The organism is Roseateles sp. GW821-FHT03B02 (genome assembly GCF_059421025.1).
This window is the reverse complement of record NZ_JBWKUV010000007.1, coordinates 187,789-206,917: the sequence shown is the minus strand read 5'-3', so window position 1 is coordinate 206,917 and position 19,129 is coordinate 187,789. Positions and strand designations below refer to the sequence as shown.

The window sequence follows — 19,129 nt, the reverse complement described above, 5'->3', positions numbered from 1 at the left end:
GCGCGCACCATAGCGGCAGCGTTGTCGTGGCGCAGCGCTGCTGCGACCGGTTGCGGGTTTCGGGGCGTCAAGCGACGGCCCGTGGTGCGGGCCGCGATGATGGCAAAACTTGTGTGCAATGACGAAGGTCAGGCCGGCAGCGCCCGTGTCAGCGCTTGAGCTTGGCAAAAGCCGCGGCCATGGCGTTGCCGCCTGCGGGTTGGGCATCGCGGGCGCTGCCGCCCGGGCGCTCGTTGCGGGCCGCCGGGCGGAAGCTGTTGTCCTGCTTGGGGCCGCGCGGCGCCTGGGCGTCCAGCTTCATCGTGAGCGAAATGCGCTGGCGGGCCAGGTCCACCTCCAGCACCTTGACCTTGACGATGTCGCCGGTCTTCACGACCTCGCGGGCATCGTTGACGAACTTGTTGCTCAGCTGGCTGACGTGGATGAGCCCGTCCTGGTGCACGCCCAGGTCCACGAACGCACCGAACTGCGCGACGTTGCTGACCGTGCCCTCCAGCAGCATGCCGGGCTGCAGGTCCTTGACGTCCTCGACGCCGTCATTGAAGCGCGCGACCTTGAAGTCGGGCCGCGGGTCGCGGCCGGGCTTCTCCAGCTCGGCCAGCACGTCCTTCACGGTGATGAGGCCGAACTTCTCGTCGGCAAGCAGCTCGGGCTTGAGCGCGCGCAGCACCTCGCTGCGGCCCACGACCTCGGCGGCCGGGCGCTTCAGCAGCGCCAGCGCCTTCTCCACCAGCGGATAGGTCTCGGGATGCACGCCGGAGAGATCCAGCGGGTTGTCGCCGCCGCGGATGCGCAGGAAGCCCGCGGCCTGCTCGAAGGTCTTGGGCCCCAGGCCCGTGACGTCCAGCAGCTGCTGGCGGTTCCTGAACGCGCCATTCGCATCGCGCCAGCGCACGATGCTGCTGGCCACCGAGGCCGACAGGCCGGACACGCGGGCCAGCAGAGCCTGCGATGCGGTATTCAGGTCCACGCCCACCTTGTTCACGCAGTCCTCGACGACGGCGTCCAGCGCGCGGGCCATCTCGCTCTGGTTGACGTCGTGCTGGTACTGGCCCACGCCGATGCTCTTGGGGTCGATCTTGACCAGCTCGGCCAGCGGGTCCTGCAGGCGGCGGGCGATGGACACGGCTCCGCGCAGCGACACGTCCAGGTCGGGCAGTTCCTTGGAAGCGAACTCGCTCGCCGAGTAGACCGACGCACCGGCCTCGCTGACGACCACGCGCTCGATCTTCACGTTGGCATCCAGCGCCTGCAGCTTCTTGATGAGCTCGCCGGCCAGCTTGTCGGTCTCGCGGCTGGCGGTGCCGTTGCCGATGGCGATCAGGTTGACGCCATGGGTGGCGCAGAGCTTGGCCAGCGTGTGCAGTGCTCCGTCCCAGTCGCGGCGGGGTTCGTGAGGGTAGACCGTGGAGGTGTCGAGCACGCGGCCCGTGTCGGAGACCACGGCGACTTTCACGCCGGTGCGGATGCCCGGGTCCAGCCCCATGACGACGCGCTTGCCGGCCGGTGCGGCCAGCAGCAGGTCGCGCAGGTTCTCGGCGAACACCTTGATGGCGGTGGCTTCGGCAGATTCGCGCAGCCGGGCGAAGAGGTCGCGCTCCAGGCTCAGTGACAGCTTGACCTTCCAGGTCCAGGCGACGGTCTTGCGGATCAGCGGGTCACCGGGGCGGTTGGCGTGGCGCCAGCCCAGGTGCGAGGCGATGCGGCCTTCGGCCAGGCCCGGCTGGCCGGCGACGGGTTCCTCGTCCAGCACCAGCTTGGCGTCCAGCAGTTCCTGCGTGCGGCCGCGGAAGACGGCCAGGGCCCGGTGCGACGGGACGCTGCGGATGGGCTCGGCGTAGTCGAAGTAGTCGCGGAACTTGGCGTTGTCCGGCAGCTCGCCGTTCTTGCCGTCCATCAGCTTGCTCTGGAACAGTCCCTCGGCCCACAGCCATTCGCGCAGCTTGCCCACGAGAACCGCGTCCTCGGCCCAGCGCTCGCTGAGCAGGTCTCGCACGCCGTCCAGCACCGCGTGGGCGTCGGCAAAGCCGGCCTCGGCGTTGATGAAGGCCGCGGCCGCGGCCAGCGGCTCCAGGGACGGATCGGCGAACAGCTGGTCGGCCAGCGGCTCCAGCCCGGCCTCGCGGGCGATCAGGCCCTTGGTGCGGCGCTTCACCTTGTAGGGCAGGTAGAGGTCTTCCAGCTCCTGCTTGGTCGGTGCGGCCTTGATGGCGGCTTCGAGTTCCGGCGTCAGCTTGCCTTGCTCGGCAATGCTCTTGAGTACCGCCTCGCGGCGGTCCGCCAGCTCGCGCAGGTAGGCCAGGCGGGCTTCCAGCTCGCGCAGCTGGATGTCGTCCAGGCCGTCGGTGGCTTCCTTGCGGTAGCGGGCGATGAAGGGCACGGTGGCCCCGCCGTCCAGCAGTTCGACGGCGGCTAGAACCTGGGCGGGCCGAACCTTCAGCTCGGCGGCAATCTGGGCAACGATGGGGTCCACAAAAGCAAAGGGCGCCGTACTGGCGCCCTGTGAAATACGCGATGCCTGCATTTTGCCAAAGCGGCGGCACCAGAAACCCCGGACCGGGTGCGCAGGCACCGATCAAGGCTTCGTCAGTGGTCCAGCCAGTCGCTCAGACCCTGGGCTGCGACGCGGCCGCTGGCCATGCTGGCACTCAGCAGGTAGCCGCCGGTCGGCGCCTCCCAATCCAGCATCTCACCGGCGCAGAAGACGCCGGGCAGGGTCTTGAGCATCAGGCCGTCGGTCAGCGCTTCGAAGCGCACGCCGCCGGCCGTGCTGATCGCCTCGGCCACCGGCCGCGCGGCATGCAGCGTCAGCGGCAGGCGCTTCAGCGCCGCAGCCAGCGTGGCGGCGTCGAGCATCTGCTCACGCGTCAGCAGCTCGTGCAGCAGGCCCATCTTCAGCGGGCCCAGATGCAGGCGGCTCTTCAGGTGGGAGGACAGCGAGCGGCTGCCGCGTGGGTGCTTCACCTCGGCGAGCACGCGCTCGGGCGCCAGCTGTGGCAGCAGGTCGAGGTGCAGCGTGGCATGGCCGTCGCGCGAGATCTGCTCGCGCAACATGGCGCTGGCCGCATAGACGAGGGAGCCCTCGATGCCCGTGGCCGTGACGACGAACTCGCCGGGGCGGCTGGCAAAGCCTGCCGTCTCCAGCGCCACGGGCTTGACCGGCTGGCCTGCGAACTCGGTGGCGAAGCGCTCGCTCCAGCCCGGGCTGCCCGCGTGCGCGGCCGTCGGGCCGACGTCGAAGCCGCAGTTGGCGGGCTGCAGCGGCGCGACGTCAACGCCTTGCGCGGCGAGCCAGGGCGCCCAGGCGCCGTCGGAGCCCAGCTGCGGCCAGGAGGCGCCACCGAGGGCCAGCAGCGTGGCTTGAGGCTGCACGAGACGCTCGCCATCGGGCGTCTCGAAGCGCAGCGCACCGTCCTCGGCCCAGCCCGTCCAGCGATGGCGCATCGCGAACTTCACGCCGGCCGCACGCAGGCGGTGCAGCCAGGCGCGCAGCAGCGGCGCTGCCTTCAGGTCGGTGGGGAAGACGCGGCCCGAGGTGCCGACGAAGGTCTGCACGCCGAGCCCTGCGGCCCAGGTGCGCAACGCGTCGGCATCGAAGCTGCGCAGCAGCGGCGCGATCTGTGCCGCGCGCGCGCCAAAGCGGCCGACGAAGGGCTCGAAGGGCTCGGAGTGGGTCAGGTTCAGGCCACCCTTGCCGGCCAGCAGGAACTTGCGGCCGACGCTGGGCTTGGCGTCGAAGACGGTGACGGTGTGACCGGCCGCGGCCAGCACCTCGGCCGCCATCAGGCCGGCGGGGCCGCCGCCGATGATGGCAATGGAATCAGGGGAACTCATGCCCCCGATTGTCTCTGCCGCCTTATTCAGCGCGCAGCTTGGCCTTCAGCGCCTCGCCGATGTCCGGCCGGGCGGCGTAGGGGTCGGTGGGGTTGCGTTGCAGCATGGCGTCTTCCATCCGCGTCTGCACGCCGGCCAGGGCCTTGGGGTGGCTGAAGATCCAGAACTTGTTGTGGTCGATGGCGTCGAACACCATGGCCGCCACGTCGGCCGCCGTCAGCTTGCCCGAGGACACTGCCTTGTCCGTCTGGGCCTGCGAGACGATCTGGCTGACGGTCGGCTTGCCACCGGGCAGGTCGCCGGGGCGGTTGCGCTGGCTCTGGCTGATGCCGGTGGGCACGTAGAAAGGGCAGAGCACCGAGGCATGGACCTGCTCCGTGACCAGGGCGAGGTCGTGATGCAGCGTTTCGGTGAGCGCGACCACGGCGGCCTTGCTGACGTTGTACACGCCGGAGACGGGCGGCACCAGCAGGCCGGCCATGGACGCCGTGTTGACGATATGGCCCGAGTACGACGGGTCGGCCTTGGCTGCGGCCAGCATCATGGGCGTGAACAGGCGCACGCCATGCACGACACCCATCACGTTGACGCCCATGACCCAGTCCCAGTCGCTGAGGGCGTTTTCCCAGACCAGGCCGCCGGAGCCGACGCCCGCGTTGTTGAAGACGAAGTGCGGCGCGCCGAAACGCTCCTGCACGGCGGCGGCCAGTGCCTCCATCTGGTCGGCCTTGGCCACGTCGACGATGCGGGACAGCACCTCGACGTCCTTGAACTCGGCCACCGCTTTGTCGAGTGCATCGGCCTGCACGTCGACGAGGACCAGGTTCATGCCGCGCTGGGCGGCGATGCGGGCGGCCTCCAGGCCGAAGCCGGAGCCGGCGCCGGTGATGACGGCGGTTTTCTTCATGCTCATGTCTCCTTGTGCATCTCGATATGCGCGATGCCGTCTTCCATGTATTGCTCGCCGACCGGCATGAAGCCGAAGCTGGCGTAGAAGCGCTCCAGATGGGCTTGTGCGTGCAGCGTGATCGGTTGGCGCGGCCACAGGCGCTCGCACTGCACGAGGGCCTCGGCCATCAGCTGGCGACCGGTGCCACCGCCGCGGGCGGCGGGCGCCGTGACGACGCGGCCGATGAGGGCATCGGCACCCTTCAAGCCCGGCGGGATCAGGCGCAGATAGGCCTGCAGCCGGCCGTCATCGCCATGGCCCAGCAGGTGCCAGGTCTGGCGGTCCAGGCCGTCGATGTCGAGGAAGACGCAATGCTGCTCGACGACGAAGACCTCGCAGCGCAGGGCCAGCACGTCGTAGAGCTGCTCGACGTTCAGCGCCTTGAACGGGACGCAGGTCCAGCGCATCAGATCAATTTCACCAGCTGCTTGCCGAAGTTCCTGCCCTTGAGCAGGCCCATGAAGGCCTCGGGTGCGCTGGTGATGCCTTCGGCGACGGACTCGCGGAACTTGAGCTTGCCGGCGGCCACCATGCCGCCCAGCTCCTTCAGCGCCTCGGGCCAGACTTCCATGTGCTCGGACACGATGAAACCCTCGACCTTCATGCGGTTGACGAGGATGAGCTGCGGCGCGGCCATCGGGATGGGCTGGCCGTCGTAGCCGGAAATCATGCCGCACATGGCGATGCGGCTGAAGGCATTGGCGCGCAGCAGCACGGCATCCAGGATCATGCCGCCGACGTTCTCGAAGTAGCCGTCGATGCCGTTGGGGCACTCGGCCTTCAGCGCGGCGGACAGCGACTTCACGTCGGGATGCTGCTTGTAGTCGATGCAGGCGTCGAAGCCCAGTTCATTGACGACGTAGGCGCACTTGTCGGCACCGCCGGCCAGGCCGACCACGCGGCAGCCGCGGGCCTTGGCGAGCTGGCCGACGACGCTGCCGACCGCGCCGCTTGCGGCGCTGACGACGACCGTCTCACCGGCCTTGGGGTTGATGATCTTCACGAGGCCGTACCAGGCCGTCACGCCGGGCATGCCGACGGCGCCGAGGTAGGCGGACAGAGGGATGTGCGTCGTGTCGGCCTTCTGCAGCACGCCGCGCTGGCTGGCGTCCACGGTCTGGTACTCCTGCCAGCCACCCATGCCGACGACCTTGTCGCCGACGGCGAAGTTGGCGTTCTTCGACTCGACCACCTCGCCGACCGTGCCGCCGATCATGACCTCGTCGATGGCCTGCGAGGCCGCATAGCTCTTGCTGTCGTTCATGCGGCCGCGCATGTACGGGTCGAGGCTGAGGAAATGGTTGCGCACGCGCACCTGGCCATCGGCCAGCGGCGCCAGCGGCGCTTCGACGAGGCGGAAGTTGTCGGGCTTGACCTCACCCTTGGGGCGGGAGGCGAGGACGATCTGGCGATTGAGGATGCTCATGGGGCTGCTGGTGAAAACAACAGCCGGCATTGAAGCATCCCAGCGCAGGCCCCTGCGTCCCAGGGGCGACAGACTTTTAGGGGCCGGCCTCAGGCCCCGATCTTGATCGGGTAGTTGGTGCAGCCCAGCTTCTCCGAGATGTCGCGGCTGGCGGTCTGCAGCTGCCTGACGATTTCGGGCGCCTTCTCGACGTCGAAGCGGAAGGTGGGGAAAGACACGCTCATGCCCGCGATGGGCTGGCCCAGGCGGTCGAAGATGGGCACACCCAGGCAGCGGATGTGATCGTCGAATTCCTCGCGGTCCTCGCCGAAGCCCTGGGCGCGCACCTGTGCCAGTTCCGCCAGGAAGGCGGTCCTGTCGGTGATGGTCTTGTCGCGGAAGCGCTTGAACTCGGCACCGTCCAGGATGCGGTCACGGCGCTCGGGGTGCTCCCAGGCCATCAGCACCTTGCCGATGGCCGTGCAATGCAGCGGCGCGCGGCGGCCGACGCGCGAGTACATGCCCAGCATGTGGCGCGAGTCGACCTTGTGGATGTAGATGATCTCGCTGTCGATGAGGCTGCCCAGGTGGACGGTCTCGCCGGTGGCGTCCGCCAGCATCTGCATCGGGTGCTTGGCCAGCTCGACAAGATCGGGCGAAGGCAGGGCCTTGGCGCCGATCTCGAACATGCGCATGGCCAGGCCGTAGCGCTCGCTGTCGGCCTCCTGGCGCACATAGCCCAGGCTCTTCATGGTCTGCAGGAAGCGGTAGACCGTGGCCTTGGGCATGGCCAGGCGCACCGACAGGTCGGTGATACCGATGTCACTGCGCTCGCCCAGGGCGTTCAGGATGGCGAACACCTTCAGTACCGCGGCAACCGATTCCGGCTGCTTCGAATCACCAGTGTCTTCATCCATCGTTCTGATTCTTTCGGACGCTTGTTCCAGGATATGCAGAAGCGGATTCTCACTCAGGCCCGGCGGGGCCCCACGCCGGCGCGAATTCGCTCAGCAAGACGATCGGGATCGGCGGGTTGAAGGCCAGTGGTGTCGTAGGCCTCTTCCGGGCGCCAGCCGACGTCGGCGGAGAGTGTCTCTCCCGGATGGGCGGCGTGCCAGGCGGCGAGGATGTCGACGGGACGACCGTTGAGCCGGCTGCCACGGTCCTGGAAGGCGCTGCCCTTGAGGCGGCGAATCAGGCGGTCGGCAGTGATCTCGGCGGGCAGCTCCCAGCGGTTGTTCTCGCTGAACAGGTGCGACTGGATGCCCACGCCCAGGGAATAGCCGAAGTCCTCGGCGCGGTCGGCGCTGAAGAGGTTGCTCGCGACATGCACGCGGCCGAAGCGCACGCGTGGCGTGCGCTCCTTGCAGGCATGGAAGTGGTTGTGATGCAGGGTCACGCGCAGCCGGCCCTCGTCGGCGGTCTTGCTGTCGCTGCTGCCGATGAGCATGGTCTTGTCGTGGGCCTGGAAGCGGCACCAGGACACGGTGACGAGATCGCTCTGGTTGGTGATGTCGAGCAGGCCGTCGTGGTGCTGCACGCGCTGGCCGAGGCGGATGGGCTCGAGCTTGTCGGGTCGGTTGCCGTCGTCGAAATGGCAATGGTCCACCCAGACGCGGTCGGCGCCGCGCAGCGACAGGCCGTCGTACTCCGAGTTCCATTCGCCGTGGCCGTTGTCGCGCGGCTGCCATTCGGGGAAATGGTCGTACGCGTCGGAGAAGCGCAGGTCGCGGACGACGATGTTGCTGACCTTGTCCAGCAGCACCATGCCGTGCTGGAAGCCGGCGCCCGGCGCGGCGCCGATCAGCGTGGTGTTGGAGGGCAGGCGCACGACCGAGACCTCGGCCTGGCGTTTGGCCGAGCGCTTGCGGGCGGCCTCCAGCGGGCCGGTCGGGTCGTCGCGGCCCCAGGTGGCGGGGTCATAGGCGCGGTCGAAGGCGTCGAAGTTGAATTCGGGGTCGCGGAAGGCTTCGACGCCGCCGGGGCAGAGATCGATGAACTTGTGGACGCGGATGATCTTCGGCTTGTCGCCGATGCGCAGCGCGGCGTCCAGGCCGGCGCGGTCGCGCACGTCGAAGATGTGCTCGGGAATGGCCTTGGGGCCACCGGTGGTGGCCCCGACTCCGGCCCAGCCGCCGGCGTCTTCGGCGGGCGCATGCGGCGTGCTGGCGCAGCCACCAAGGATGGGCAGGCCGGCGAGGGCGAAGACGTGGCGGCGTTTCATGGGCGGTTGTTGTTGAACTCGTTCAAGCGGTTGGAGGCCGCGTCGAAGGGGCGGCGCGAGGTGCTGGCCGACCAGGGGCCGACGTGGGCGCCGATCTCGCTGTCGCGCACGACGGCCACGCCGTTGGGGCTCGCGCCCGCCTGCCAGGTGCCGGCTCTTACGCCCGCATCCCAGGCGCGGCCGATGGATGTGGCGCCGTGGGCGATGCCCGGCTCGCCGATCAGGCGGCTGTGCGCGACAAGGAAGCCCTGCGCCACATCTGGGGCGGTGCTGGGCGCGAGGATGATGCCGCCGTGGCCGGGAGTTCGGCGGTTGGCGCGGGTCAGGATGGTGGAGTGCTCAATGACCAGCACGGCGTTGCCGAAGATGAAGTCCACGTCGCCGGCGATGAGGCTGTGACGGATCAGCTGGCGGGCTGGCGCCTCGGGTGCGCGGCGCTTGGCGTAGAGCGTGTCCTGGTGGCCCAGCAGGCGCACGTTGTCCAGCTGGATGCGGTCGCCGGCCAGCGTCAGTGCCACGGCCTGGGCCCCGCCGCTCTCGCCGACGCCTGGCGGGTAGGCCTCGCCGCGGCGCACCCCGTCCATCGCGTCGTTGGCGATGGTCAGCGAGATGAGCTGCACGTCGTTGCTCTGCACCAGCATGGAGGTGCTGCCACTGGTGCCAATGGTGGTCTTGCCCAGTTCGGGCCAGCAGGGGTGGGCGGGTTCGTTCTCGGCCTTGGGCCTGCCGGCGAAGCGGTTGTCCACCAGCACGACGGCGGCGGCGTCCAGCGCCGAGCCGATGAGGGCGATGGGTGCCTTGTCCTTGATGCAGACGGGGCCGCGGTAGCTGCCGGGCTGGATGTGGATGACCCAGCGTTTCGTGCCGTCTGCCGGCACCTTGTCGATGGCGGCCTGGACCGAGTCGCCGGGTCTGACGACGAAGTCCGGCGGCGCCGCGGCCAGATCGGCCAGCGGCGCGGGCTGCCAATCGCCGAGGTAGGCGGCCACCGTGTGCGCACTGGCCTGTTCCGGCGTGAGCTGGGGGCGGGTCTGGGCCTGGCTCACGCTGGCGACCAGCAGCAAGGCAGTGGCCAGCGCGAGCTTCACAGATCGGCCAGGTAGAGGGCCGGTTCGACGCCGTTCGCGCGCTCCTTGTCGCAGCTGAACAGCACCTGCTTCTCGTCGGGCGTGAAGCTGGGGTGGGGATGGGTGACCTGGCGGCTGTCCTTGTAGACATCCCAGCCGCTGTCGTGGCGGGCGATGGGGCGGGTGGTGCCGGCCTTCAGGTCGAAGAGGTGAAGATAGGGGTCGCCCACCAGCATTTCGTTGCTGGCGTCACCGCTGCTGGCCTTGCCGCAGCCGTCGCCGACGATCAGCGTGCCATCAAAGTTGCTCATCAGGTGCGAGCACTGCGGCATGGCAGTCAGCAGCCTGTTCTCCAGCGTCACCGGGTCCAGGCTGTAGATCCAGCGCTCGGGCGAGCTCTCGTTGTAGCTGACGTAGATCATGGCGCTGCCGTCCGGCACCCAGAACTCGTGCGTGCAGCTCTCGCCGGCGCCGTGTTCCTTGCCGCAGCGGCGGTTGGTGCCATCCTCGTTGATGAACCACATGCGCGCGTCGATGAGGTCGTGCGGGCCCTCGTGGCAGTAGGCGACGGTGTTGTCATCGAACGGGCGGTACTGCGGATGGCCCAGCCAGCCGCGCTGCTCGAGGATGACCGTGCGCTTGCCGGTCGCCAGGTCCACGCTGAACAGCCGGCACAGCGGCTTCTTGTGGAACATCTCGTTGAACTTCTGCCAGGTGTTCAGCGGGAACCAGTCGGCGGCGGCGATCTCGATGCCGACCATCTTGGTGCAGGCGCTGTTGGCGACCCAGGTGCCGTAGCCCACCCAGCCCTCGGGCACGACGTAGGCGACCTCCTCCTTGAGCGTGGCCAGTTCCAGGCGGATGAGGTTGCGGTCGCCGCGCACGAAGTAGACGAATCGGTCATCCGGGCTCATGAAGGCGCCGAAGGTGTTCTCGCGTGCGCCCTCGGTCAGCTGGATGGCCGTCTGCGAGGGCAGGTCCAGCAGGTGCAGGTTCCAGTTCGGGCTGGGTTCCGGGCCGAACTCGCCGCCGAACATCAGCTTGGAGCCGTGGTTCGTGAAGCACTTCTGGTAGAAGTAGTTGCGATGGCAGGTGACGTCGGGCGGCGTCAGCCGCGTGACGCGGGCGCCGGTGTCTGGGTCCTCGCGCGTGAGGAATTCAAACTTGCGTTCGGTGGACTTCATGGCTATTGGATCCTCTGCAGCAGGGCATTGCCCTCATCGACGAGGCGGCGTGCAGCTTCGGCCTCGGTGGTCTTGTTGTAGGCGACGGTCTCGAAGACCTCGCGCATGAATTTCTGGAAGCGGGCGTGCTCGAACAGCGGCGCGGGGCGGATCAGCCGGCCGGCGTCGCGCTGGGCCTGGATCTGGTCGTGCGCGGCGAGTTCCAGCGGTGGCAGGCCGCCGGCCTTCTGCAGCACGGCCAGTGCGCCCTTGGCGCTGGGCAAGCCGCGCGTGCGGCCGAGGATGCGTGCGGCCTCGGGGTCGGTCAGCAGGAAGTTCATCAGCTTGGCCGCCAGCTCGGGCTGCCTGCAGTTGCGCCCGATCGTGTACATCACCGTGGGGCGCCCGAAGAGGCCGCTCTCCCTGGCTCCGGGCAGCGTCGGGAAGGCGCCCAGGGCCAGCTTCTCGCCCGGGGCGAGCGTGGAGCCGCGCAGGCCGATGACCGAGTCCCAGGTGTAGTTGCCCGCCCAGCGGCCGGCGACCCAGTCGGGCTGCTGCTCGGTGGGCTTCTCGGCGCCGCCGAGGCTGGCACGCAACGGCAGCGGTGTGGCCACATGCTGGGCGATGACGCGCTTGTAGGTCTGCACCCATTCCAGAGCCGCGGCGGCGCTCATCGCCACCTGCGGCCTGGCCGGGTCGACGAAGGGCGTGCCATGGCGCTGCTGGATGTAGCTCTGCGACAGCAGGATCATGTCGTACAGCTCGCCGTCCAGCGGGTAGGCGTTGTCGCCGAGCCTGGAGCGGAAGGCGGGGCCGGTGGCGAAGAGCTCGTCCCAGGTCTCGGGCAGCTTGACGCCGGCGCGGCCGAAGGCCGTCTGGTTCCACAGGAAGATGCGCGCGCTGAAGGACGTGGGCAGCGCGTTGAGCTTGCCCTGCACGCGGCCGTAGGCGAGGTCGTCCTCGGTGAACTGGTCCAGCGCCAGGTCCTTGGCCAGCCCGTTCAGATCGGTGAAGCCGTTGCCGCGTTTGCTGAACATGGCCAGCCACGCCCAGTTGATCTGCATGACGTCGGGCTCGGAGCGGCCGGCGATCTGGGTCGTCAGCCGCTCCAGATAGCCGTTGAAGCCCATGTACTCGGCCTTCACGCGCACGCCATGGCGCTGCTCGAAGACCTTGAGCGCGGCCAGCGTGGCCTGGTGGCGGCTGGCGCCACCCCACCAGGCAAAGCGCAGCACGGGCCGCTCCTGCGCGTGGACGAAGGGCGCAGCCAGTGCGGCGCCGCTGGCGAGGACGAGGCGGCGACGGATCGTCATGCCAACAGACTCGCGCCGTGGTCGTCCGCCACGAAGAGGTGGGCGTGCGCCATCTGGAAATGCAGAGCGAGCGCCGAGCCGCGGGGCAGGGTGGTCAGGGCCGTACCTTCCTCGGCGGGCACGCGGGCACTGAAGGCCACGCCACCGACGTCGAAGTAGGCGAAGACCTCGGCGCCCATGTTCTCGCAGAACTTGAGCGTTGCCTGCACCGGCAGGCTGCCCGACTTGGGCTGCAGGCCGATGTGCTCGGGGCGCAGGCCGAACTGCGCGGCGCCGTCGGCGTGTGGCTTGAAGCGACCTGCCGGCAGGGGCAGGCGCACGCCGCCAAGTTCCACCGCACCCTCGCGCAGCTGGGCGGGCACGATGTTCATCTCCGGTGAGCCGATGAAGCTGGCCACGAAGGCGTTGGCCGGGCGGTCGTACAGCGCCGTGGGTGTATCGACCTGCTGGATGACGCCGGCCTTGAGCACGCAGATGCGCTCGCCCATGGTCATGGCTTCGGTCTGGTCGTGCGTGACGTAGATGGTGGTGGCCGGCTGACCGGCATCGCGCAGGCTGCGGTGCAGCTCGGTCAGGCGCACGCGCATGGCGGCGCGCAGCTTGGCGTCAAGATTGGACAGAGGCTCGTCGAAGAGGAAGACCTCGGGCTTCTTGACGATGGCCCGGCCCACGGCCACGCGCTGGGCCTGGCCGCCGGACAGCTGCTTGGGGTAGCGCTCCAGCAGGTGCTCCATCTCCAGCAGCCTGGCGGCGTGGCGCACGCGCTGGTCCAGCTCGGCCTTGCCTGTCTTGGCCAGCTTCAGGCCGAAGGCGAGGTTGTCGTAGACCGTCATGTGCGGGTAGAGCGCGTAGTTCTGGAACACCATCGCGATGCCGCGCGCCTTGGGCGGCAGGTCGTTGACGGTGCGGCCACCGATGTTGAGCTCGCCGCCGCTGATGGACTCCAGCCCCGCCACCATGCGCAGCAGCGTGGACTTGGCGCAGCCCGAGGGGCCGACGAAGACCATGAACTCGCCGTCACGCACGTCGAGGTCGACGCCGTGCACGGCCTTGAAACCATTGGGGTAGGTCTTCTCGACCTTGCGCAAGGAAACAGCGGCCACGGCCTTATCCCTTCACGCCACTGGAGGTGGCGCCTTCGATGAAATGTTTTTGTGCCGCGAAGAACACTGCGACGGAGGGGATCAGCGCGACGACCGAGATGGCGATGACGTTGGCCCACTCGACCTCCTCGGTGGCACCGATGCTCATCTTGAGCGCGAGGCTGACCGGGTACTTCTCGACCGAGGCGAGGTAGATCAGCGGGCCCATGAAGTCGTTCATCGTCCAGATGAACTGGAAGACGATGACGCTGATGATGGCAGGCTTGAGCAGGGGCACGATGATGTGCCAGAGCAGCTGCAGCGCGTTGCAGCCGTCGATCAGTGCGGCCTCTTCCATGTCCCGCGGGATGCCGCGCAGGAACTGCACCAGCATGAAGACGAAGAAGGTGTCGGTGGCGAAGGCCGACGGCACGATCAAGGGCAGGTAGCTGTCCAGCCAGCCCAGCTCGCGAAAGACCAGGTATTGCGGCAGGCGCAGCACGATCAGCGGCAGCATCATCGTGCCGACCATGATGCTGAACAGGATCTTCTTGCCCCAGAACTCGAAGCGGGCGAAGGCATAGGCCACCAGCACGCAGGAGATCACCGTCACGATGATGCGCGGGATGGTGATGAGGAAGCTGTTCAAGAAATAGGTCGCGAAGGTGTACTCGGTGCTGGTCTTCCAGCCCTTCGCGTAGGCGTCAAGGGAGAACTTGGACGGCCAGAAGCCGGCCGACGTAAAGATCTCGCTGTTGCTCTTGAAGGACGCGCCGACCAGCCACAGCAGCGGATACAGCATGACGATGGCCGTGGCGGCCAGCAGCAGGTAGCGCAGCCAGGGCGTCTTGCCGTCGCTGCCGACGGCCGGTTCTTGGATTTCCACGGCGGCGCTCACTTCCTGCTCTCCTTCTCACCGGCGTAGAACACCCAGTACTTGCTGCTCCAGAAGGAGATCGCAGCCAGGCCCGCGACCAGGGCGAACAGCACCCAGCTCAGCGCCGCGCCATAGCCGAGATTGAAGAAGCGAAAGCTCTGGTCGTAGATGTAGAGGGCCAGCACATAGGTGGAGTGCAGCGGGCCGCCCTCGGTGATCAGGTAGGGCCCGTTGAACTCCTGGAAGGCGTGGACCATCTGCATGATCATGTTGAAGAAGATGACCGGCGTGATCAGCGGCACGGTGATCTTCCAGAACTGCTGGTTGACGCTGGCGCCGTCGATCTCGGCGGCTTCGTAGAGCGACTTGGGCACGTTCTGCAGCGCGGCCAGGAAGATGACGCAGGCCGAACCGAACTGCCAGGTGAACAGCAGCACGATGGTCCACATCGAGTAGTGCTCGTCGGCCAGCCAGGGGATGGGCTCGAAGCCGAGCTTGCCCAGGATGATGTTGACCAGCCCGTACTTGGCGAACACGAAGCGCCACAGCACTGCCACGGCGATGGAGCCGCCCAGGATGGACGGGATGTAGAAGGCGGCGCGGAAGGCGTTGATGCCCTTGAGACGGAAGTTCAGTACCTGGGCCACGACGAGGGCGAAGCCGACGCGCAGCGGAACCGCCAGCAGCGCGAAGGTCAGCGTCACGCCGAGGGATTTGCGGAACAGCGGGTCGCCGGTCAGCATCTCCTCGTAGTTCCGCATGCCGACCCACTCGGGCGGGTCGATCAGGTCGTACTGCGTGAAGCTGAGCGCGAAGCTCATCACGAAGGGGAAGAGCTTGAACAGCAGCACGCCCAGCACGAATGGCAGGACGAACATGAAGCCCAGCTTTTTGTTCTCGTACATCGCCCGGTGTCTCCTCCGAGGCCTGTTTTCACCGGGCCCGCCTTCTGGCGGGCCTCGTATTGCTTATCGTGCCAGCCAGCCGCCGTCCACGGCGATGGTGTAGCCGTTGACGTAGTCAGATGCGGTGGAGGCCAGGAACACCACCGGGCCGGCCAGGTCCTCGGGCTTGCCCCAGCGGCCGGCCGGGATGCGCTCAAGGATGGCGCTGTTGCGCTGTTCGTCGGCACGCAGCTGGGCGGTGTTGTTGGTGGCCATATAGCCCGGGGCGATGGCGTTCACGTTGATGCCGTGCGAGGCCCACTCGTTGGCCATCAGCCGCGTGATGCCCATGACGCCGCTCTTGCTGGCGGTGTAGGAAGGCACGCGGATGCCGCCCTGGAAGCTCAACATGGACGCGATGTTGACGATCTTGCCGCCCTTGCCCTGGGCCATGAAGACCTTGGCCACCGCCTGCGACAGGAAGAACACCGACTTCAGGTTCAGATCCATCACGTCATCCCAGTCGGCTTCCGAGAACTTGATGGCGTCCTCGCGGCGAATGATGCCGGCGTTGTTCACGAGGATGTGCACCTCGCCGTTCAGCGCCTTGGCTTGCGCCACCAGGTCGGGGATGCAGCTGACGTCGCCCAGGTTGGCGCGCAGGTCCAGAAAACGCCGGCCCAGGGCCTCGACGGCGGCCTTGGTCTCGTCGGGCTCGGAGACGTTGACGCCGACGATGTCGGCGCCTGCCTGCGCCAGTGCCAGCGCCATGCCCTGGCCCAGGCCCGTGTTGCAGCCGGTCACGATGGCGGTCTTGCCGGCCAGGTTGAAGTTTTGAAGAACCATGTCTTTGTCCAAGGTGCGGGGCACCGGTTGCGCAGGCTGGATCGCTGGGCGCCCGCGGGGGTGGGGGTTCAGTTGAAACGCAGTTCCACTTTTTCCGATGAGGCGACTTTAGTCACGCCACAAGTGTTGCGGAATCATGGTTTCTAATTAGTGAACCGATGTTCCGATTTTCGCATCTTCGACCTATCATCGTCCACAAGCCAGACAAGAACGCACCGTCATGAGCGGTTTTCCCTCGGTGGTGGCGTCCTGCTGGCTGACCAGTTTTTCCCTCGTCGCGGCGACATGCTGAAGTCGCCGGCGACAAGAACCGGCGCTCGCACTGCAGCGTCGCCGGTCTAGAAATTGACGGGTGCCCTGCGTGCGCCCGGGATCCATCGCCTCGCATAACCCGAGAGCCCTCGGCGCCAACGGCGCTCAGACGGCCTAGCACCAGGAGACACCCATGCCCTCATTCCGTCCTTCCCACCGCCTTGCCCTGCGCCCGGTGGCGCTGGCCGTCACGCTGGTCGTCGCTGCGCCCGCCTGGGCGCAGACCGCACCAGCAGCTTCCGCCCAGCTGGAGACGGTGACCGTCACCGGCATCCGCGCCTCGCTGGAGAGCGCGCTGAACGCCAAGCGCCAGGACAAGGGCATCGTCGATGTCATCAAGGCCGAGGACATGGGCAAGTTCCCGGACACCAACCTGGCCGAATCGCTGCAGCGCATCCCGGGCGTCGTCATCGACCGCGACGCCGGCGAAGGCCGCAACATCACCGTGCGCGGCCTGGGCGGCGACTTCGCGCGCACCCGCATCAACGGCATCGAGGCCCTGGCCACCACCGGTGGCACCGACAGCTCCGGCGGCGCCAACCGTACCCGCGCCTTCGACTTCAACGTCTTCGCCGCCGACCTCTTCAACTCGCTGACCGTGCGCAAGAGCAGCTCGGCTGATGTGGACGAAGGCTCGCTCGGCGCCACCATCGACCTGCAGACGGCCCGTCCCTTCGACCTGAAGAACTTTGCGGCCGCCGTGTCGGTGAAGGGCACCTACAACGACATCCGCGGCAAGACCACGCCCAAGGCGGCCTTCCTGATCTCCAACACCTTTGCCGACAAGAAGATCGGCGTGCTGCTGTCGGGCGCCTATTCCAAGCGCCAGGTCTACGAGGAAGGCTTCAGCACCGTGCGCTGGGACAACGGACCGTCCAGCGGCAACACGTTCAGCGGCTGGTGCCCGCCCCAGGGCGTGACGACCAACCTGCCCACCGGCTCCACCGCCACCACTTGCGGCCCGGCCGCCCAGGGCGTGGCCCGCCTGCCCAACACGCCGGAGAACCTGGCCGCCTACACCGAGGCCAGCAAGGCCACCAACTTCCACCCGCGCCTGCCGCGCTACGGCCGTCTCACGCACGACCAGGAGCGCACGGGCCTGACCGGCTCCATCCAGGTGCGCCCGGCCGACAGCATGCTGGTCACCTTCGACATGCTGTACTCCAAGCTGGATGCCACCCGCCAGGAAGACTTCCTCGAAGCCATCTCCTTCAGCCGCGCGCTGTCGGCCGGCGGCAAGCAGCAGACCAGCGTGCTGGAAGCCCAGTTCGCGCCCAGCGGCCAGATGGTCTACGGCAAGTTCAACGGCGTGGACATCCGTTCCGAGTCGCGCTTCGACAAGCTCAGCACCGAGTTCACGCAGCCCACGCTGACCGTTGAGCAGGACATCACCGACACCCTCAAGCTCACCGTGCGCGGTGGCCGCGCCAAGTCCAAGTTCAACAACCCCATCCAGACCACGACGACGCTGGATGCGCCCAACGTCAATGGCTATGTTTACGACGCGCGCGGCGACGACCGCGCCCCGCTCATCAGCTATGGCAACCTCAACACCGGCGACGCCAGCGGCCTGAAGATCTACGGCGTGCCGGTGGGCGCCACCAGCATTGCCAACTTCACGCCCAGCGAGGTCCGCATCCGCCCCAACGGCGTGACCAACCGCCAGGACGTCGCCACCGCCGACGTGGCCTGGGAAGTCATCCCCGACGTGCTGACGCTGAAGGGCGGCGTCAGCTACAAGCAGTTCAAGTTCACCAGCTTCGACATCCGCCGCACCGTCGAGACGATGAACACGCTGCCCGCCGGCGTCGACGCCTCCACGCTGGTGACGACGCTGTCGGGCTTCGGCAAGGGCCAGAGCCTGCCTGCCGGCTCGGTCACGTCCTGGGTCATCCCCAATCTGGACGCCATCGCCAAGGCCTATGACATCTACTGCAACTGCCTGAAGACCGGCCCGGCCGGTGGTCCCGGCGACTACACGCTGACCTCCATCACCAACGGCAACGCCCGCGGCGGCAACCGTGCCATCCAGGAAACCGACACCGGCACCTGGCTGATGGCCGACTTCGAGACTCGCCTGGGCGGCATGCCCGTGCGCGGCAACCTCGGCACCCGCTACGTGAAGACGGCCATCGTCGCCAGCGGCTATCTGGCCACCGGCGGCGGCAGCGCCGTCACCGCCACGCGCGACTACAACGACTGGCTGCCCTCGGCCAACATCGCCGTCAACCTGACCAAGGACCTGATCCTGCGCGCCGCGGCGGCCAAGGTCATGTCGCGCCCGCCGCTGCAGAACCTCAACCCGGGCGGCACGCTGTCCACCACCGGCACGCTGAGCTACACCGGCGGCAATCCGGCGCTGGACCCCTTCCGTGCCACCACCTTCGACCTCAGCGGCGAGTGGTACCACTCGAAGAACGCCTTCATCGGCCTGGGCCTGTTCCAGAAGGACATCAAGAGCTATGTGTTGACGCAGGGTCGCAACGTGCCCTACAACCAGACCGGCCTGCCGATGTCGCTGCTGCCGAGCAACTTCACGGGCGACGAGATCTTCCTCGTCAGCGCGCCGGTCAACACCCAGGGCGGCAAGCTGACGGGCTTCGAGATCAACATCCAGCAGCCCTTCAGCTTCCTGCCGGGCTGGGGCAAGAACTTTGGCCTGCTGGCCAACTACACGCAGGTCAAGTCCAAGATGGACTACGTGCTGTCGGCAGCCGTCGGTGCGGGCACCGTCACGGAAGACCTCGTCAACCTGTCGCCGCGCTCCTGGAACCTGTCCGTCTACTACGACGACGGCACCCTCAGCGGCCGCGTCTCCACCTCGGCGCGCTCGGCCTTCCTGACCACCATCCCGGCTGGCAACAACCAGGACGTGGCGGGCAAGAACAAGACCTTCAACGTCGACCTGTCGATGGGCTACCAGGTCAACAAGCAGCTGCAGCTGACCTTCGAGGCCACCAACCTGACCAACCAGCCCAACGACCAGTTCATCTCCCGCGCGATGAACAACGTCGTCGTCAACAACTACACCGGCCGCGAGTTCATCATCGGCGGCCGCTACAAGTTCTGACCCCTTGATGGCAAGAGCGCGGACCTGCCGTCCGCGCTCTTCTTCGCTCGACGGACCCTGCAGGTCTTCAGCCCCCGACAGAAGCGTCGGCCGCCGTCCTGGC

At 67.6% G+C, this 19,129-nt stretch carries 15 protein-coding genes; 1 reads left to right on the top strand and 14 read right to left on the bottom strand.

Translation table 11 applies throughout. From position 1 onward, the window contains the following. Positions 1-148 precede the first annotated feature (148 nt). From AC07VX_RS19275 to kduD, 14 genes are all read right to left on the bottom strand, one after another. Positions 149-2,473, bottom strand: a complete 2,325-nt coding sequence (locus AC07VX_RS19275) for a Tex family protein (RefSeq protein ID WP_493165894.1) — start codon at positions 2,471-2,473, stop codon at positions 149-151. A gap of 113 nt (positions 2,474-2,586) precedes the next feature. Continuing rightward, entirely contained in the window at positions 2,587-3,834 is a 1,248-nt protein-coding gene (locus tag AC07VX_RS19270; RefSeq protein WP_493165895.1) for a TIGR03862 family flavoprotein, read from the bottom strand. Positions 3,835-3,856: 22 nt separating this feature from the next. Next, on the bottom strand, positions 3,857-4,741 hold the full coding sequence (locus tag AC07VX_RS19265) for an SDR family oxidoreductase (RefSeq protein WP_493165896.1): 885 nt from the start codon (positions 4,739-4,741) through the stop codon (positions 3,857-3,859). A gap of 2 nt (positions 4,742-4,743) precedes the next feature. Beyond that, complete coding sequence (locus AC07VX_RS19260) at positions 4,744-5,190, bottom strand: GNAT family N-acetyltransferase (protein ID WP_493165897.1); 447 nt, start codon at positions 5,188-5,190, stop codon at positions 4,744-4,746. Further along, the gene (locus AC07VX_RS19255; RefSeq protein ID WP_493165898.1) at positions 5,190-6,209 is read right to left on the bottom strand and encodes an NADP-dependent oxidoreductase; all 1,020 of its coding nucleotides are present in this window, start codon (positions 6,207-6,209) and stop codon (positions 5,190-5,192) included. The genes AC07VX_RS19260 and AC07VX_RS19255 overlap by 1 nt, the downstream gene beginning before the upstream one ends. Before the next feature lie 89 nt (positions 6,210-6,298). Further along, positions 6,299-7,105, bottom strand: coding sequence for a DNA-binding transcriptional regulator KdgR (gene kdgR / locus AC07VX_RS19250; RefSeq protein WP_493165899.1), 807 nt, complete (start codon positions 7,103-7,105; stop codon positions 6,299-6,301). Between the two features lie 53 nt (positions 7,106-7,158). Then, on the bottom strand, positions 7,159-8,412 hold the full coding sequence (locus AC07VX_RS19245; RefSeq protein ID WP_493165900.1) for a pectate lyase family protein: 1,254 nt from the start codon (positions 8,410-8,412) through the stop codon (positions 7,159-7,161). After that, complete coding sequence (locus AC07VX_RS19240) at positions 8,409-9,500, bottom strand: pectinesterase family protein (protein WP_493165901.1); 1,092 nt, start codon at positions 9,498-9,500, stop codon at positions 8,409-8,411. The genes AC07VX_RS19245 and AC07VX_RS19240 overlap by 4 nt, the downstream gene beginning before the upstream one ends. After that, a complete protein-coding gene (locus tag AC07VX_RS19235; protein ID WP_493165902.1) occupies positions 9,497-10,663 on the bottom strand; it encodes an oligogalacturonate lyase family protein in 1,167 nt (388 codons plus the stop codon). Before AC07VX_RS19235 ends, AC07VX_RS19240 begins: the two co-directional genes overlap by 4 nt. Before the next feature lie 2 nt (positions 10,664-10,665). After that, positions 10,666-11,955, bottom strand: coding sequence for an ABC transporter substrate-binding protein (locus AC07VX_RS19230; protein ID WP_493165903.1), 1,290 nt, complete (start codon positions 11,953-11,955; stop codon positions 10,666-10,668). Beyond that, the gene (locus AC07VX_RS19225; protein ID WP_493165904.1) at positions 11,952-13,058 is read right to left on the bottom strand and encodes an ABC transporter ATP-binding protein; all 1,107 of its coding nucleotides are present in this window, start codon (positions 13,056-13,058) and stop codon (positions 11,952-11,954) included. The genes AC07VX_RS19230 and AC07VX_RS19225 overlap by 4 nt, the downstream gene beginning before the upstream one ends. A 4-nt stretch (positions 13,059-13,062) precedes the next feature. Further along, the gene (locus AC07VX_RS19220) at positions 13,063-13,923 is read right to left on the bottom strand and encodes a carbohydrate ABC transporter permease (RefSeq protein WP_493183933.1); all 861 of its coding nucleotides are present in this window, start codon (positions 13,921-13,923) and stop codon (positions 13,063-13,065) included. An 8-nt stretch (positions 13,924-13,931) separates the two neighbouring features. Then, a complete protein-coding gene (locus AC07VX_RS19215; RefSeq protein ID WP_493165906.1) occupies positions 13,932-14,819 on the bottom strand; it encodes a carbohydrate ABC transporter permease in 888 nt (295 codons plus the stop codon). 63 nt (positions 14,820-14,882) lie between these two features. After that, positions 14,883-15,644 (bottom strand): 2-dehydro-3-deoxy-D-gluconate 5-dehydrogenase KduD, encoded by a 762-nt coding sequence (gene kduD, locus AC07VX_RS19210; protein WP_493165907.1) that lies wholly within the window; start codon positions 15,642-15,644, stop codon positions 14,883-14,885. Positions 15,645-16,089: 445 nt separating this feature from the next. Here kduD and AC07VX_RS19205 point away from each other — a divergent pair, with 445 nt between their 5' ends. Then, complete coding sequence (locus tag AC07VX_RS19205) at positions 16,090-19,026, top strand: TonB-dependent receptor (protein ID WP_493165908.1); 2,937 nt, start codon at positions 16,090-16,092, stop codon at positions 19,024-19,026. Positions 19,027-19,129: the final 103 nt, after the last annotated feature.

Excerpts from the sequence above, each read along its gene's own strand:
- AC07VX_RS19255 (WP_493165898.1), bottom strand. The coding sequence starts at position 6,209 with ATGAGCATCCTCAATCGCCAGATCGTCCTCGCCTCCCGCCCCAAGGGT.
- AC07VX_RS19235 (WP_493165902.1), bottom strand. The coding sequence starts at position 10,663 with ATGAAGTCCACCGAACGCAAGTTTGAATTCCTCACGCGCGAGGACCCA.
- kduD (WP_493165907.1), bottom strand. The coding sequence starts at position 15,644 with ATGGTTCTTCAAAACTTCAACCTGGCCGGCAAGACCGCCATCGTGACC.
- AC07VX_RS19245 (WP_493165900.1), bottom strand. The coding sequence starts at position 8,412 with ATGAAACGCCGCCACGTCTTCGCCCTCGCCGGCCTGCCCATCCTTGGT.
- AC07VX_RS19215 (WP_493165906.1), bottom strand. The coding sequence starts at position 14,819 with ATGTACGAGAACAAAAAGCTGGGCTTCATGTTCGTCCTGCCATTCGTG.
- AC07VX_RS19260 (WP_493165897.1), bottom strand. The coding sequence starts at position 5,190 with ATGCGCTGGACCTGCGTCCCGTTCAAGGCGCTGAACGTCGAGCAGCTC.
- AC07VX_RS19270 (WP_493165895.1), bottom strand. The coding sequence starts at position 3,834 with ATGAGTTCCCCTGATTCCATTGCCATCATCGGCGGCGGCCCCGCCGGC.
- kdgR (WP_493165899.1), bottom strand. The coding sequence starts at position 7,105 with ATGGATGAAGACACTGGTGATTCGAAGCAGCCGGAATCGGTTGCCGCG.
- AC07VX_RS19265 (WP_493165896.1), bottom strand. The coding sequence starts at position 4,741 with ATGAAGAAAACCGCCGTCATCACCGGCGCCGGCTCCGGCTTCGGCCTG.
- AC07VX_RS19205 (WP_493165908.1), top strand. The coding sequence starts at position 16,090 with ATGCCCTCATTCCGTCCTTCCCACCGCCTTGCCCTGCGCCCGGTGGCG.
- AC07VX_RS19230 (WP_493165903.1), bottom strand. The coding sequence starts at position 11,955 with ATGACGATCCGTCGCCGCCTCGTCCTCGCCAGCGGCGCCGCACTGGCT.